We start from the raw sequence: 16,170 nt of genomic DNA, 5'->3' as shown, positions 1-16,170 counted from the left end.
ATTTTCCTTAGTAATAGCAGTATTTATCAGCTTGAAGTGTTTATCAAAAAATTGATAATTAGCATTCTTATATTTGATCAGAATTAGAGAGCTGGAATCATAATAAGCAGGCTCAAAGTTTGATTTATTCAGAATTACCAGAACATTATTGCTAATCGGCTGATCAACAAAAGAGCTTAAATTCACTACTTCAGTTGTTGAATAGATTTTTACGGGAATTTCGGTAGAATTCACTTTTAAAGTTCCGTCTGATAGACCTCCCGGGTATTCCTGTGCAAAAAGACATTGGGTAATGAATGCAAATGCGACAAGGTGAATTCTGAAAAAAATATTACTCATTTCTATTTTTTTGATAGTTTATATTGAATTTTTTATTTCTTTGGGGGAACAGGATCATATCCACTTCCTCCCCAAGGATGACATTTTGAAATTCTTTTTATACCTAACCAGAAACCTTTAAAAATACCATGAACCTGCAATGATTCCACCATATAATGTGAGCATGTGGGTTCATAACGGCAGTTTTTAGGAAGTAAGGGCGAGATAAACCATTGGTAAAATTTAATTAAAATTACCAAAGGAAAAGTAATGATTTTATTGATTGTTAATTTCAAAACAGTGCAAAAATAGGGTAAAAAAATGAAAATTAGTTTAAATTTGTTAGAAGTTTCAGGCTTTTAAAACTGAAACATTCAAACAAAAATTGTAAAATATCTTGAATCAAAATATTCCATTAGCTGAAAAATTAAGACCTAAAACTTTAAATGAAGTTCTAGGGCAGGAGCATCTTACCGGAGATAAGGGAACGATAAAAAAAATGATCGAGAATGATGCTTTGAATTCTCTTATTTTGTGGGGACCGCCGGGAACAGGAAAAACAACATTGGCTGAGATAATTTCTGAAAAATCAGGTCGGAAATTTTATAAACTTTCCGCTGTTTCATCAGGTGTAAAGGATGTTAGGGATGTGATAGATGAAGCTAAAAAACAGAATCTGTTTTCTGGAAAATCTCCTATTTTATTTATTGATGAAATTCACCGATTTAATAAATCGCAACAGGATTCTTTGTTGCATGCTGTAGAAAAAGGATGGATTGTATTAATTGGTGCTACTACAGAAAACCCCAGTTTCGAAGTAGTTTCTGCTTTACTTTCAAGAAGTCAGGTCTATATTTTAAAGGCTCTGAGTTATGAAAAATTGGAAGAGCTTGTTGATATTGCATCAGAAAGATACAATGAGGAAGAGAAAACCGAATTTAAGATATTAGAAAAAGAAGCATTTATCCAGTATTCCGGAGGTGATGCAAGAAAGCTTATAAATTCTGTAGAACTGGTTTTAGGTCAGTATAAAAACTCTGAAACGAAAGAAATTCTGAATGAAGATGTTCTTGCTGTTCTGCAGGAGACTATGGCTCTGTATGATAAAAATGGAGAGCAGCATTATGATATTATTTCTGCTTTTATAAAATCTATGCGTGGTGGAGATCCTAATGGAGCAGTATATTGGTTAGCAAGAATGATTGCGGGGGGTGAGGATATTAAATTTATTGCCAGAAGAATGTTAATTCTTGCTGCTGAAGATATTGGTCTGGCGAATCCGAATGCATTGGTGATTGCCAATAATTGTTTTCAGGCAGTAAATGTAATTGGTAATCCGGAATCGAGGATTATTTTGAGTGAGACAGCGGTATATCTAGCCGTTTCGCCTAAAAGTAATTCCACTTATATGGCTATTAATGAAGCGCTAGCTTTGGTTAAAAAAACAGGAAACCTTCCTGTGCCTCTACATCTTAGAAATGCACCTACGAAACTTATGAAAGATCTCGATTATGGTAAAGATTATAAATATGCCCATTCTTATGAAGGAAGCTTTGTAGAGCAGGATTTTCTTCCGGAAGAAATCAAAGACATGAAGTTATATGAACCCGGAAATAACGCCACAGAAAAAAAGATTCATGAAGAGCTTAAGAAAAAATGGAATGATAAATACTAAAAATAAAAGGATACTCGGGTGAGTATCCTTTTTAATTATATTTTAAAATCAGTTCTTATTTTTTAGTAGTTGTAACGAACAATGATTTTTTACCATTATAGTCCTTTACTTCAACTTTTGCTAAAATATCACCAAAGACACGTGTATCCATATTAGTGAATTCATACCCTTCAATCATTACAGGAGTTTCTTTCGGTAGATTGTTTAAAGTGTTAAGCTCTCCAAGCGTTAATCTATCCAGATTTTCATAACCTTTTTTAATCTTAACTTCTGCTAATCCATTTTCCGCGATATAGCCGAATTTTTTAAGATTCTGTGGTAAGTTAGCTGGAGTTTTATAAAGATTCATGCTTTGAACGAAATCTTTTTTAGTATTGAACATATCTACTGTTCCAACAATATCATTTGCCACAGCAAATTTAGTAGCAGGGTTCTTCTGACCAAATAAACAAGCCGAAGAGAATAGTAAGAAAGAATAGAGGATTTTTTTCATAATCTATAGAATAAGGTAACTATTAAAAACTTGTTAAATATAAGTATTTTTAATAAAATCTGAAAAGGAAATTGGTGTAAATTAAAAATTATGTATAAATAATGAATTTTATTACGATTCTAAATTTTTACTTTCATCAGTTTCTTCCTTTTTATCAACAAGATTTTTAATCATATTTTTTAATCTCTGGAACATAAATGAACTTACTAATAAAATGACTCCTAATAAGATAAATGCAATGATCCTGGAGATATTGTCCATCTGCCATACGTCATATGCATAGAGTTTTACTACCATGATACCTATCAGAACAAACCCAATTCTACTAAATTCGGAATTGTCTTTTTTTAGTCCAACATAAATAAAGATACTTGCGAGAATAGCCCAGATGATCGGTAAATATAAAATACTAAAGTGTTTTTGAAGTTCATAAAGTTTTGAAAAATCTACCGCATTTCCTAAGATATATAGGTGATAAAGTTCACAACTGATAACGATAACCAAAGCACATGCCGCCAACCAATATGCAATTTTTGTTCTTAAAAAATCTAAGGTTGGGAAGCGTTTCCAATACAGATAAATAAAAGGAATCAGATATAAGAGGTAAATGCCATAAAAGGTAATTGACGACTCTTTTAATAGAATGGAGATAATCAGTTCTGAACCACATGATGAAACATGAATAACGGTAAGTACTAAGAAAATATATATTAACCCTGTATCAAACAGCTTGTTTATTTCCAGCTTCTTACTTAATAATAATAGAATAATGATGTAATACAGACTTAATAATAATCCTAAACTGGCTATTATTACAAAAGGTCTTTCAGATACTTGATAAATCAGCTCAAATAGCAATGCAAAGTAAATAATAGCATAGCTTAATAATTTGAATACATTTTCGAAGAAGTTGTTTTCAGACGAATCTTTTCCTGGTAATTTTTTTAGTAAAACTAAATTAGCAAGTGTTGTGATAATGGTAATAAAGCTTGTAAGAAAAACAGGGTTGAAAAATAAAGTAAGATTTTTTAAAGTGAAATATTGTGACCATGTAATGATCTGAGCGATTATAACCAATGGAAAAAGGATATAAAAGAATATTTTGAAAATATTGAGTTTTGTTTTTTTCCATATGAAAAGAAGTAGTGTAGCCTCAATTGCCCAAATACTGGTAATTAAATGAGTTTTAAATTGTAAAGCGACGGCAATTGTGATAAGACTTACTGTGATTCCGGCAAAAACTGAATAATGACTTCCAAAGTTTTTCTTTGTGTATTCTTTAAATAATAAGAAACCATTAATAACAGCAAAAATAAGAGGGAAAATTATTACAGGTTCATATCCAAGCTTATTAAAAATATAGATCAGACTTAATGTACTAAAGAAATTTACCAGTACCAGCAATACAATATCAAGAGAAGAAAGAATATTTTTCTTTATATAATTCAGTAATGCAAATGCATAGAAGATCACATAACTGATAAGGTAGAAATAAACGCTAAGTATTTCAGGCTTTTCTACAATCCAGTATAATAAATAAAGATGAGTGAAAAAGAAAGCGATTCCGCCAACACTTTTCCAGTGTTTTAAGAATGTAATGATCAGCATTCCAATATTTAAAACAGAGATGTACGTGAATAAAAACAAATAGTTGCTCTGACCCGTACTTATCATTAATGGAGCTAAAAACCCTCCGAATAATGAGAAAATAATAAGGACTTCACTTTTATAATAATAAGAAAGAATAATGGAGAGTAAGGTAATACAGCATGTAATTATGAAAGCTGTATTTTGAGCAAACAAATGATACTCCCGGAATGCTATGGTAGTCGTAAAATATAAGATCGCAATGCCACCACCTAGAATAATGGATGAAAAGATCGTGTAGTTTTTTCTTAAAAAATGACCAGTAATAATGATGACAGAACCTATAGAAAATCCAATACCAGCTCTTGCAATTTCGCCGATCCAGTTTTTATCAATTGCATATTTTACAAAATAACCTATTCCGAGAACAAGAGTGAAAATTCCAATAATGGCTAAGATATTTTGTTTGAAAAAAATGAAAATAGGTTCAAGCCAGTCTTTTTGGTTATCTGTTGGAAAAACTTCGGATTGAACAGTTTTTTCTTCGTTTGAAAGTAATTGCGGTTCCTGTTGGATTTCCGAAGATGCAGCTATTTGTGGAGAAAGTTTTTGTTCTTCTTTTGTATAAGTTTTTGTTTCAGTATTGCTATTCTTCTCCAGATCTGAAATCCTGTCTTCAAGTTTCCGTATTTTATTATTCAGTTGGTTGTAAATAACTATAACCAATACAATACACATAATAATTAGGAAATTTTCTGCCATACTTTCATTTGTTTAATCAAATATAGATAAATGTTTGGTATGATTGGTTATAAACAATTAATCCATCATATCTGCATATGATGGATTAAAGGTGTATAGTGATTAAATTAAATAAAAGTCTTAGTTAGACACTTTGTAAATGTAGAATGAAGCAACACTTGATCCTAATAAACCTACGTCAAGAACTGATGATCCAACAAGTCCGAATGAAATTTTATCTCCGGTTTGTAAAGAATACAGCGAGTTCAAGCTAGATTCTGAAATTGTTAAGCTTAATAAAATTAAGTTGGCACCACTGAAGGCACGGCTATCTATTGTTGTAGCTACACCTGCTCTTGTTCTTACGATCCCTACTCCAGGAGAGTTTGCTAATATCGAAGCCTGTAATCCGGTACCGTAACGGAACGTAAACCCAATTGCATAAACCCCATCTGATGGAATTGTATACGTGTTGTCAGTATCCGAGAATAATGCAGCACTACCAAGTGTTCTTTCAGCGTTAAGGAAATTTACTGCTCTGAATCCACTAGGAAATAATCCTAAGCTTAATAAACTGATCCCAGCTGTCTTCTTTGCTGCATAAAGAGTTGGGTTAGTACTGGAAGCACTGGCCAATAATGCAGGATTCGCTTGTTCAACTTCTGATGATGCTGTATTGTACATTAATACGTTGTACCCTGTTGTCGTTGCCGTCGTAGGAACCGTTCTTACTTTCACGTCTCCGTTTACGTCTAGGGTAGCTGCTGGTGTTGTTGTGTTGATTCCTACCTGTGAAAATGCCTGAACTGCTATCAAAGATAGAATTAGAGTGGAAATTTTAGTTTTCATGTTATAAAAGTTTAAATTGTTATGGTTGACTCTAGTTAGTTTTGTTGTTATACAGCAAAAATTATGCCTGCGTGTTATATATTATATAATATTAATCTATCGTTTGTCAAAAATTTTTAACAATTTATAAATTATATTTAAGATATTATTACGTATTTATACTATGAGTGTTTATACTTAAATTATTTTTGGATTAAAGATAATGAAATAATTCTAATAAATCCCTTTTAGTTGAATAATTTTTTGTTAACATAAAAAAAAGCTGTCACGAAATGTGACAGCTTTTGCTTAAAATAGTGACATTAATGCATCATAATGCCATTATTACATGATTTTATTAAAGTGTGAAATTAGCTTTCCAAAAGAAACTCCTTGTAATTGCCTAAAAAGTCAACTGTTGCTTGTATGGATTCCAGCTCTAGTATTGCATTTTCATGCAAAATTGGTTGCCATTCTCCTGCTACATTGATGTAGAAAAAATAATTTCCAAGTCCGGTTTTTAAAGTTCTTGATTCAATTTTACTGAGGTTCATTTTTCGCCATGCAAATACAGAGAGTACCTGATGTAAACCTCCTGCATGATCTTCCGGAAGGGTAACTAAGAGTCCGGACTTTTCTCCCAGAATCTCAAGGTTTTCATTTTTATAAAAATGTCCTTCTTTAGAAATAACAATGAAGCGGGTATGATTCTGTTCGAAATCCTGAATATTTCGGTTGATGATCTCTAAACCATAAAGATTAGCCGCAAACTGATTGGCAACAGCCGCAATCTTATTTTCTGGATTTTCGGAAACATATTTAGCCGCCGCCGCAGTGGAAGAAAAGTCTTGCCTTGGGACGTTTTTATAATGAGTATCTAAAAAGTGAAAACTTTGTGCTAAAGCCTGTGGATGAGAATAAATCCTCTCAATATCTTCAATATTGTTATCAGGATGAATCATTAAATGGTGGGCTATAGGCATTACAGCCTCAGCTTCAATTTTTATAGACGGAGTTTTATATAAATAATCCAATGTCATAGAAACTGTACCTTCTATGGAGTTTTCCAAAGGAACTACAGCTTTATCAACATCTCCGTTTTCTACTGCAGTAAAACAGTCTAAAATATTAGCCTGTGGTAAAAGATCTTCGTTTGGAAAAAGCTGTGTAGTTGCAAGCTGAGTAAAGCTCGCGTGTGGACCTAGAAATGCAATCTTCATGTATCTATTTGATTAAAATCTAAAATTAATGTTTAGCAAAGGAAAGAAATTATTTATTTTAATAAAGAATCTCATGGCTAATTATGCAACATATTATCATTCTGTTTTCCAGTTTTCTTCAATAAGCTTTAGAAGATAATCTGGGCATTTGATGATTTTATTGGTCTTTGAATCTAAAAAAAACAGAGTAGTGGAGGCTTCCGTGATTTTTATACCCTCTTCATTATAGATTTCATAATCAAATTCTATTCTTACTCCAGGTATTTTTTTTATATATGTATGAATTTCTAATTTTTGATCATATAAAGCTGGTTTTAAATACTTAATTTTATAATCAGAAACTGGTAACCAAATTCCTTGATTTTCAATTTCATCATATGATATTCCTATGGCTCGAAATAGCTCAACTCGGCCAATTTCGAAATACGCTGCATAGTTGCCGTAGTATACATATTTCATTGGGTCTGTTTCGGCGTAACGTACTCGTATTGAGTGTTTTGTATGTATCATTTTGGGTCTCAAATTATACATACAAATATATTTTTAAATAATCAATACCTGCAATATTTTTTTTTGAAAATAAAAAATTAGACCTTTGTCTTCCTTCTAAACACAGTACTAACTAAAGAATTAATCGGGGCATAAATATGGATGAAAATTTAATGATGATATGGCAGAAGTGCCTTCAGTTTATGCGTGACAATCTTAACGCAGCTGAAGATAATTCTGATTTGAAAAAACTTGAAAAGTCTTTCGACTTACTGTTTGATAAAGTGCAGCCAATCTCTTTGGTTGACAACAATCTTACATTAATGGTGCCGAGTGATTTTTACAAGGAATATATAGAAGATAATTACCTATCTTTACTTTCTGCTGCCCTGAAGAAAAATATAGGAAAAGGAGTTAAATTATGGTATTCAGTAATGGAAAATAAGCCTAATGGTTTAGAAAAACCCGTTACAATGAACATGAAAGGAAAGAGTGTTCCTACTCCGAAAATGCAGGAAACAATGCCGCAGGGTTTTTCATCCAATATTGTTAATCCTTTTGTAGTACCCGGAATTAAAAAAGTAAATATAGATTCTAATCTGAAATCAGATTTTTCTTTTGATAATTACGTAGAAGGAGAGAGTAATAAATTTGCAGCTACAGTAGCAAGATCTATTGCAAAAAGACCTGGAGCAACAGCTTTTAATCCATTATTTTTATATGGTGGATATGGGGTAGGGAAAACCCACTTAGGACAAGCAGTAGGTTTGGAAGTTAAAAGCCAGTTTCCGGATAAAGTAGTACTTTATCTGTCTTCTGAAAAATTTATTCAGCAGTTTATATCGGCAGCTAAAGCTCATAAACAAACTGAGTTTGCAAACTTTTACCAAATGGTAGATGTTTTAATTATTGATGATATTCAGTTTCTTTCTGGGAAATCAGCTACTCAAGATAGTTTCTTCCATATTTTTGATTATTTACATCAAAATGGAAAGCAGATCATTCTGACTTCTGATAAGGCACCTGTAGATATTATGGATATTCAGGATAGAATTGTTTCCCGCTTTAAATGGGGACTTTCAGCAGAGATCAAATCTCCGGATCTTGATACCAGAAGAAAAATTATTGTTGATAAATTAAGCAGAGACGGAATTGTTCTTACAGAAGATATGCTTGATTTCTTAGCTGCAGAAGCTAAAACCAATGTAAGAGAACTTATTGGAGTAATCAACTCAGTAATTGCCTATTCCACAATATATAAATCTGATCTAAGTCTAGAATTATTAAAAGATACGATCAACAAGATTGCTGCTAATCAGAAAAAAATCATCAATATTCCTTATATTCAGGAGATTGTATGCGATTATTTTGGTATTAAAAGAGAGCAGCTACTTTCTAAGACAAGAAAAAGAGAAATTGCTCTTCCAAGACAGTTAGCTATGTATTTTGCTAAAGAATTTACGAATGCCACATTTACTAAAATTGGTGAAGAGATGGGAGGCAAAGATCATTCAACTGTAATGTATGCGTGCGAAACAATAAAAGATGTTTCAAAGATCGATAAAGAAGTGAAAAAATACGTAAAGGAACTTACTGAAAGAATAAAGCATTAAATAATTTAATTTGATATAAAGAAAAATGAAGGATAGAATTATTCTTCATTTTTTGTTTAATTTTGTTTCTTACGTTACTACTCATAAACAGATAGATTTATTCACATGAAAATATTGATGGTATGCTTAGGGAATATATGCAGAAGCCCTTTGGCAGAAGGAATTATGAAGACAAAACTTCCTGATGGCTTTTTTGTAGATTCCGTTGGGACTATTTCAATGCATGAAGGGGAGCACCCGGATAAGCGGGCAATAAAAACAGCCTCGAATCACGGAATTGATATTTCAAAACAAAGGTCCAGACCTATTTCAAAGGCTGATTTTGAAAAATTTGATAAAATCTATTGCATGGATATTGATATTTATGGAGATGTTATTTCTAAAGCTAAAAATGAAGAGCAGAGACAGAAAATATTTTTATTTTTAGAAGCGGCTGGAAATCATAAAGATGCAGAAGTGCCCGATCCATATTGGGGTGATATGAATGATTTTGAAGATGTATACCAGCTTTTGGATCAGGCCTGTAATACGATAAGTAAGCAAATTTTAAGTTAATATGAAATATATTTTTCTAATATTTATTTTAAGTTCCAGTATATTCTTTGCTCAAACTAAAGATGAGGTTGCCATTCGAAAAGTGATGAGTGATTTTATGGAATGCATCAAAAACAGAAATGAAGAAAAGTTTCTTTCCCTATTTCAGGAACCAGTACTTTGGACTGGAATATATACGGACAGAACTCAAGCAAAACGTCTGGAGAAAAATCCTCAGGCTGAAGCTTATTTCTCTGATAATTATAAGACTTTTATTGCTGGATTTAAAGATGATAAATCAGAAGAGAAATTTGATCATATTAAAATTATTGAAGATGGATCAATCGCTTCGGCAAACTTTGACTATAGTTTCTGGTATGATGGAAAAATGAGCAATTGGGGAAAAGAGATCTGGACACTGATGAAGATCAAAGGTATCTGGAAAATTACTTCAGTTTCATTTTCCATGGACTTAACAAAATATTACCCACAACCTTCACTAAAAGAAAGAACCCAAAAATAATATAATGCTTTTTTTACTTCCTGCCTATTTATCTGAAAATACACCGCTTAGTCATTTTTCACCTGTGATGAATGATTATATCATGCAGACCGATTACTTTTTTGTGGAAAATGAAAAGACTGCCCGAAAAGTTATTAAGTTTTTCGCTCCCGATAAAAAGCAATCAGATCTGAAACTGTTTTTACTGGATAAATATACTCAGAATGCAGATATAAAAGATGCTCAGGAATTGATGCTTAAAGGTCAGGATTTTGGACTGCTTTCCGAAGCTGGACTCCCTTGTATCGCTGACCCTGGAAACCTTGTTGTAAAATGGTGTCATGAGAAAAATATTAGGGTATTACCTATTTCTGGACCATCTTCTATTATTTTGGCTTTAATTTCCAGTGGGTTTAACGGTCAGGAGTTTTCCTTTAATGGATATCTTCCAATTGAAAAAGGAGAAAAAAAGAAACAGATCCTGCATTTAGAAAGTCTTGTACAGAAAACAGGTTACTCTCAAATTTTTATGGAAACACCATATCGGAATAATCCTCTTTTTGAAGATCTGTGCAAATTTTTATCTCCTCATACAAAACTCTGTATTGCAGCTAATATTAATGATCCGGAGCATGAGTTCATTCTGACAAAAACGATCAAGGAATGGCAAAAATTAAAACCGGAACTTCATAAAATTCCCGCTGTATTTGTTTTAGGAAAATAGTTGTCATTGCGAGCCGAAAGGCGAATAAATCTCATGAGAAACTTTACGGTTGTTCTTCTGTTAAATAGACAAGAGAATTATTTAACATGCATTAACGCACCCTTTGCATTATTGTTGTTTGACCTAGCATAACTTTAAAAAATTAAATTATGTCAGACAAGAAATTAGCAGGAATCTGGATAGATACTGAAAAAGCCATCGTAGTGAAAAACCATGATGCACAAAATGCCTTTAAATTTTTTCTTTGTAATCCCGTAAAAGCTGAGAAACAGCATGGGAACTCCAGTGAGAATGCTGGTAATAATGCTGAAAAAGCCAATAGAGTAAAGTTTTTCAAAGAAGTTGAGCATTTATTGACCAATTCTCAGGAGGTCTATATTACAGGACCTGGAATTGTTCAGGAGGAGCTAAAACATTATCTGCATGATACGGCTCAATTCAGAGATCTGAAAATTACCTTAGATACCTCGCAACAGATGTCAGATGAAAAAGTATTGGAAACTGTAAAAGATTATTTCAATGCCTAGACCTTTTAATCAATAAAAATCCGAATATGAATTTCATATTCGGATTTTGTTTATTTTTTTCTTCTTCCTTTCCATTTTCTCCACAAGAATATAATTAAAGGGATCGTTAAAAAGAATGGCCAAAATGAGATTAGACCTAATATGAAACTTATAAAACTATTCCATCCTTGAGTAATAGAATCTCCAAAACGACTTCCAAATCCTATTTGTGATGTAGTTGAGCTTCTTACCTTCTCTTTATACAGACTTAAATTTAATGTGCTGTAATTTACCCGGTCATCGATAAAACGAAGTTTTCCTTCTGCAACATCTATTTCATCCTCTAAACCACGAATTTTTTCCTGAATCTCAAGCATATCTTTTGTAGTAGATGCACCCTTAAGCAGATCACGGTATTTTTCAAGATAAATTTTCTTATTTGCTAATTTTATGGAAACATCTGTATACTCTTCAGTGACATCTTCCGATGAAATATTTTTTGATAATACTGAACCCATACCACTCGAAAGAGAATTGATGAGGGCATCAAAACTTTTATGTGGAACACGTATGGTAAGGTCTAAATTCTCGTCTACGTCTGAGTTTCTAAAGTTTTCAGTCTGAATATAGGCTTTGTTTTTCTTTAAGATTTCATTCACCTGACCGTGAGATTTTTTAATATCTCCAACCTGAATGCGCATATCTCCATTTTTAATAATTTTCTTAGAAATAGTATCTGATCTTTTGGAAGAGTTTTCTCTTTTTTGTTCTTGAGAGGGTGGAGGTGGAGGTTCATTTTCAGAAGGAATGTTTTTATCTTCCTGTAAGACTTCCATCAGGTCAGCTTTGGCCTCATGTTGGACAACACCATCAGATTTACGGCAATGTATAAGTAGTAGGCAAAATAAAGGAAGGATAAGGTTTTTCATTAGTAAGTTTTTATGTATCCTATCAAAAACTATGCTTGAAAATTACAGATTGACTTAATTTTTTAAATAAAAATTTGGATTAAAGATTAATGCTTATAAAATTGATATTTGAACTGGTCAGGGTTATTAAGATTCAAATTATTTCTTATTTTTATTCAATGAAAAAAAGTCTTTTAGTATTTATATGTGCTCCATTTTTCTTGTATGCCCAAGAGATTCCAAAGTTAACGGATGATATCGCATTAAAACTCGCGGATAAACCGCTTCACTGTATCAATCAGGAATATCCCAATAAAACAGCACACATCATTAACAACGAAACGGAGGTAGCTTTAAGTCCAAAAAATCTACATCCAAGTTTTTATGGCTGTTTCGATTGGCATAGCTCTGTTCATGGGCATTGGATGTTGGTAAGGTTACTAAAGACAAAACCCAACCTATCGAACGCAAAAGAAATCGAAAAGATCCTTGATGGTTCTTTTCAAAAAGAAAATTTACAATCTGAAGCTGATTACTTTACAAAATATCAATTGACAACTACTTTTGAAAGAACATATGGTTGGGGGTGGTTACTGAAATTAGATGAAGAGTTGATGACCTGGAATCACCCAAAAGCTAAGATCTGGCACGAAAATCTAAAACCTTTAACTGATCAGATCCTAAAATCCTGGAAAACCTTTCTGCCAAAACAAACCTATCCTAACCGTACTGGTGTTCATCCAAACACTGCCTTTGCAATGGCTTTTGCCATAGATTGGGCAAGAGCAAGTAAAGATAAAGATTTTGAAAATCAACTTTTAGAAAAAGCAAGATATTTCTATTTAGCTGATGAGAAGACACCTGCCTATCTGGAGCCTGATGGCTCGGATTTCTTTTCTCCAAGTCTTGAAATTGCTGATCTGATGAGACGTGTTCTGCCACAAAAGGAATTTGTAAAATGGTTAAATAATTTCTACGAAAAAAGAAGCCTTGAGAATGTTGAAAAGATTCCTGTTGTCAGTGATTTAACCGATTATCAAACGATTCATTTAGTGGGGTTATCTTTTTCAAAAGCATGGTGTATGAAAGGAATAGCAAAAGCACTTCCCGATGGTAATCCTTTAAAAAAGGACTTTGCTAAAACAGCGGATAAATTCTTAGCCAATGGATTGCCTTTGTTATTTCAGGGGAATTATGGTGGCGATCACTGGCTTGCAAGCTTTGCAGTATATGCACTAGAAGATTAATATTTTATTCCTGTTTTTTTTAAAATAAACGTCAAAAGCCAGATAGGACCCATTAAAAGGAATTGAAGATCTTTTACGAATGAAGGTTTTTTGCCTTCTATTTTATGTCCTAAAAAACGTAAAATCCATGTGATGATAAATATTGAAAGATAAATGATCCATGAGCTTTTCCAAAAATGAATATTGACAGTGTATACCAAATGTTCCATCAGTATCATTATAATAAGCATAATAAAGCTGATCAGTAAAGATAATCTCAGGTAAAATACAGTAACCAGAACTACAGCAATGATGCTTATAATACTGATACAGCCAAAGTAAGGAGAGCACATATGTGGTGATGGAATAAGAGAAACAAAACCTAATATAGTCCAGAAAATTAAAGGAACACACATCCAATGGATCAATTTATTGGTTTTGTTTTTGTGGCTCTTACAATATTCTGCGAAGAAAAGATCTATCTTTCTCATGATGTGGATTTGGATCATACTAAATTAATAAAATTTTGCAACCGTCCAAGAGATTGAATAAATTTGCTATATGTCTGCATTAGAAAAATTTGGTGTTGAAATTTTTACACAACATAATATTTTTGAAAGAATTTCTGCCGAAAAGCCTTTTCGTCCGGATAATCCTGCATTTATTTTTATAAAAAGCGGAACGATAAAACTTCGCCAGCATTTTAGTGATTTAGAGCTTACTCCGAATATGTTCATGGTGACAGATCCACAAACTGTCTATGAAATGGTATCAGTAAGTGAAAATTTTCAATCCAGAATGGTTTCCTACAAAAGAGAATTCATTTCTGCTCTGTCATTAAAGTTTAATCGCTTAATTGCCTATCGCTACTTTAGACAACAAATGAACAAAGGGGTTCCTTTTCAGGAAGATGAAATGGAAATGGTATGGAAAAGCGTAAACTTCCTTAAATATATACTCGATTCTGATACTGAAATGATGTACAAAAAGGAAATTGTAGAGCATCTGTTCTCTGTTTTTTGCTATCAGATGGCGGGAATTATTTCTAAGGAGGACAGCAATTCTATGGGGCAAATGTCAAGACAGGAAGAGATTGTTTTTGTTTTTTTAAATGATCTTGCAGAAAATCATCAACAAGATAGAAGTGTGGAGTTTTATGCCGAACGACAGTCGATTACAACCAGACATCTTTCATCAGTCGTGAAGTCGATTACCGGAAAGTCTGCAAGTCAGATAATCGGACTGATAGTACTTAATGAAGCTAAAGTTCTTTTGAATTCCTCTAAAAGGCCGGTTTCAGAGATTTCAAGTATTCTTGGATTTAGTGATCAATACTCATTTTCCCATTTTTTTAAAAAACATTTAGAAGTAAGTCCCAGCCAATACAGGAATCAGTTTGAAAGCTAAATCCTACATTTGAACATCTTTTTCCAAAAATCAAGCATTTGTTTGATTTACTTACCACCGTAACTTTGCCTTTGTAAAACAAGGTAAAATGATAAATAATGTAAAAACAGCACTATCAATTCTGATAGCGATATTTCCTACGCTGTTTTTTTCACAGCAGGTGAAACAGATGACAGCAAATGAAGTTGCTGAACTGGCACTTCAAAATCATCAGCAATTAAAAGTTTCGGCTCACAATATAAATATTGCGAAGCAGCAGACTGATATTACAAAACTTCAAAAGCTACCTAATATTACAGCTTCTACAAGTCAGTTTTATTTAGGTGATGCGGTTGCAATTGATAAAGATTTTTCCAACTCAACCAATATTCCGATGCCTCATTACGGTAGCTCATACGCTGTACAGGCTACTCAATTGATATTTAAAGGCGGTTTGGTGAATAAGTCTATAGAGTTGGCCGGACTTCGTGAGCAACTTTCTGAATTAGATTTAGAGAAAAATAAGCAGGATGTTAAACTTTTAGTGATATCCAATTATCTCGATGTTTATAAGATCCGTAATCAGGAATCCGTTTTCCAAAATAATAAAAAGTTGGCTCAGGAACGTTTAAAGAATATTCAAAAATTCTACCAACAGGGTATGGTAACTAGAAATGAGGTGATCCGTAGTGAGTTGGCAATAAAAAATTTAGATCAGGGGATTTTAACATTGGTCAACAATAGAAAGATCCTTAACTATAATTTAAATATTGCCCTAGGTTTAACCGCTGATACTGAAATTATTCCCATTGAGAGTTTAGCGAGTAAAGAAGCAGGAATTGGAATGGATTATTATGTAGACCTGGCCCATAATAGCAATCCACAGCTAAAATCTGCAAAAACCAATATTGATATGGCCAGTAAAAACATTGAAATTATAAAAACAGATCAGCTTCCTACATTATCTGGTTTTGGAGGTTATACGCTACAAAGGCCGATTACTACAAGAAATCCTGTTTTGGATATGTATTCCGGAGGTTGGCAGGCAGGTGTTTCTTTAAGTTATAATATTGATAATCTTTATAAAACTAAAGAGAAAATTAAGCTTGGAGAAATACAAAAAAACCAGGCAGATGACAGCATGACTTTAGTTCAGCAGAATATAGATATGGGGGTAAATGCTGCCTACGTAAAATATCAGGAATCGATTCAGCAGGCAGATATCCTTAATGATGCTAAACAATTAGCAGAAGAAAACTATAAAATAACTGAAGCTAAATACTTAAACCAGCTTGCGGTACAGGCGGAAATGATCGATGCTCAAAATCAAAAGTTACAGTCAGAATTGGATTTTGCGAATGCTGAGATCAATGTTTTATATCAATACTATAATCTTTTGAAATCGACAGGAACACTTTAA

General features: G+C 32.7%; 17 protein-coding genes. 9 read left to right on the top strand and 8 right to left on the bottom strand.

All coding sequences use genetic code 11. The annotated features are described in order from the left end of the window. Positions 1-371: 371 nt before the first annotated feature. Positions 372-614, bottom strand: coding sequence for a membrane protein insertion efficiency factor YidD (yidD, locus tag AC3WRL_RS01605; protein WP_214833626.1), 243 nt, complete (start codon positions 612-614; stop codon positions 372-374). A gap of 101 nt (positions 615-715) precedes the next feature. Between yidD and AC3WRL_RS01600 the strand changes: the two genes are divergently transcribed. Then, the gene (locus AC3WRL_RS01600) at positions 716-1,993 is read left to right on the top strand and encodes a replication-associated recombination protein A (RefSeq protein ID WP_214833624.1); all 1,278 of its coding nucleotides are present in this window, start codon (positions 716-718) and stop codon (positions 1,991-1,993) included. A 55-nt stretch (positions 1,994-2,048) separates the two neighbouring features. On the opposite strand, the gene AC3WRL_RS01595 is transcribed toward AC3WRL_RS01600, so the two are convergent. From AC3WRL_RS01595 to AC3WRL_RS01575, 5 genes are all read right to left on the bottom strand, one after another. Continuing rightward, the gene (locus AC3WRL_RS01595) at positions 2,049-2,486 is read right to left on the bottom strand and encodes a hypothetical protein (RefSeq protein WP_214833621.1); all 438 of its coding nucleotides are present in this window, start codon (positions 2,484-2,486) and stop codon (positions 2,049-2,051) included. Between the two features lie 111 nt (positions 2,487-2,597). Beyond that, positions 2,598-4,835 carry a DUF2339 domain-containing protein gene (locus AC3WRL_RS01590; RefSeq protein WP_492329590.1) on the bottom strand — a complete coding sequence of 746 codons (2,238 nt, stop codon included), beginning with the start codon at positions 4,833-4,835 and terminating at the stop codon, positions 2,598-2,600. Positions 4,836-4,955: 120 nt separating this feature from the next. Beyond that, positions 4,956-5,663, bottom strand: a complete 708-nt coding sequence (locus AC3WRL_RS01585; protein WP_261511460.1) for a hypothetical protein — start codon at positions 5,661-5,663, stop codon at positions 4,956-4,958. Positions 5,664-6,013: 350 nt separating this feature from the next. After that, positions 6,014-6,862 (bottom strand): prephenate dehydratase, encoded by an 849-nt coding sequence (gene pheA / locus AC3WRL_RS01580; RefSeq protein WP_492329589.1) that lies wholly within the window; start codon positions 6,860-6,862, stop codon positions 6,014-6,016. Positions 6,863-6,958: 96 nt separating this feature from the next. Continuing rightward, a complete protein-coding gene (locus AC3WRL_RS01575) occupies positions 6,959-7,372 on the bottom strand; it encodes an acyl-CoA thioesterase (protein WP_214833610.1) in 414 nt (137 codons plus the stop codon). A gap of 137 nt (positions 7,373-7,509) precedes the next feature. Here AC3WRL_RS01575 and dnaA point away from each other — a divergent pair, with 137 nt between their 5' ends. From dnaA to AC3WRL_RS01550, 5 genes are all read left to right on the top strand, one after another. Continuing rightward, a complete protein-coding gene (gene dnaA, locus AC3WRL_RS01570) occupies positions 7,510-8,964 on the top strand; it encodes a chromosomal replication initiator protein DnaA (RefSeq protein WP_214833607.1) in 1,455 nt (484 codons plus the stop codon). Between the two features lie 105 nt (positions 8,965-9,069). Continuing rightward, positions 9,070-9,519 (top strand): low molecular weight protein-tyrosine-phosphatase, encoded by a 450-nt coding sequence (locus AC3WRL_RS01565; protein ID WP_492329588.1) that lies wholly within the window; start codon positions 9,070-9,072, stop codon positions 9,517-9,519. Between the two features lies 1 nt (position 9,520). Next, positions 9,521-10,021, top strand: coding sequence for a Cif family virulence factor (locus AC3WRL_RS01560; protein WP_492329587.1), 501 nt, complete (start codon positions 9,521-9,523; stop codon positions 10,019-10,021). Between the two features lie 4 nt (positions 10,022-10,025). After that, positions 10,026-10,724, top strand: a complete 699-nt coding sequence (locus AC3WRL_RS01555) for an SAM-dependent methyltransferase (protein ID WP_214833598.1) — start codon at positions 10,026-10,028, stop codon at positions 10,722-10,724. A gap of 149 nt (positions 10,725-10,873) precedes the next feature. Beyond that, on the top strand, positions 10,874-11,251 hold the full coding sequence (locus AC3WRL_RS01550; RefSeq protein WP_492329586.1) for a hypothetical protein: 378 nt from the start codon (positions 10,874-10,876) through the stop codon (positions 11,249-11,251). 50 nt (positions 11,252-11,301) lie between these two features. Here the strand turns inward: AC3WRL_RS01550 and AC3WRL_RS01545 are convergent, their stop codons facing one another. Continuing rightward, positions 11,302-12,159 (bottom strand): DUF4349 domain-containing protein, encoded by an 858-nt coding sequence (locus tag AC3WRL_RS01545; protein WP_492329585.1) that lies wholly within the window; start codon positions 12,157-12,159, stop codon positions 11,302-11,304. A 158-nt stretch (positions 12,160-12,317) separates the two neighbouring features. Here AC3WRL_RS01545 and AC3WRL_RS01540 point away from each other — a divergent pair, with 158 nt between their 5' ends. Continuing rightward, complete coding sequence (locus AC3WRL_RS01540) at positions 12,318-13,385, top strand: DUF2891 domain-containing protein (protein ID WP_492329584.1); 1,068 nt, start codon at positions 12,318-12,320, stop codon at positions 13,383-13,385. On the opposite strand, the gene AC3WRL_RS01535 is transcribed toward AC3WRL_RS01540, so the two are convergent. Further along, positions 13,382-13,855, bottom strand: coding sequence for an Mpo1 family 2-hydroxy fatty acid dioxygenase (locus tag AC3WRL_RS01535; RefSeq protein WP_214833587.1), 474 nt, complete (start codon positions 13,853-13,855; stop codon positions 13,382-13,384). The two genes, AC3WRL_RS01540 and AC3WRL_RS01535, sit on opposite strands and share 4 nt — an antisense overlap. Before the next feature lie 70 nt (positions 13,856-13,925). Between AC3WRL_RS01535 and AC3WRL_RS01530 the strand changes: the two genes are divergently transcribed. Together AC3WRL_RS01530 and AC3WRL_RS01525 are read left to right on the top strand one after the other, a co-directional pair. Next, complete coding sequence (locus AC3WRL_RS01530) at positions 13,926-14,771, top strand: helix-turn-helix domain-containing protein (protein ID WP_492329583.1); 846 nt, start codon at positions 13,926-13,928, stop codon at positions 14,769-14,771. A gap of 88 nt (positions 14,772-14,859) precedes the next feature. Then, the gene (locus tag AC3WRL_RS01525; RefSeq protein ID WP_492329582.1) at positions 14,860-16,170 is read left to right on the top strand and encodes a TolC family protein; all 1,311 of its coding nucleotides are present in this window, start codon (positions 14,860-14,862) and stop codon (positions 16,168-16,170) included.

It is taken from the genome of Chryseobacterium sp. FW101-FHT12H09, assembly GCF_058790395.1.
Note: the sequence above shows the minus strand (reverse complement) of the source record. Positions and strands in the feature narration are given on the sequence as shown.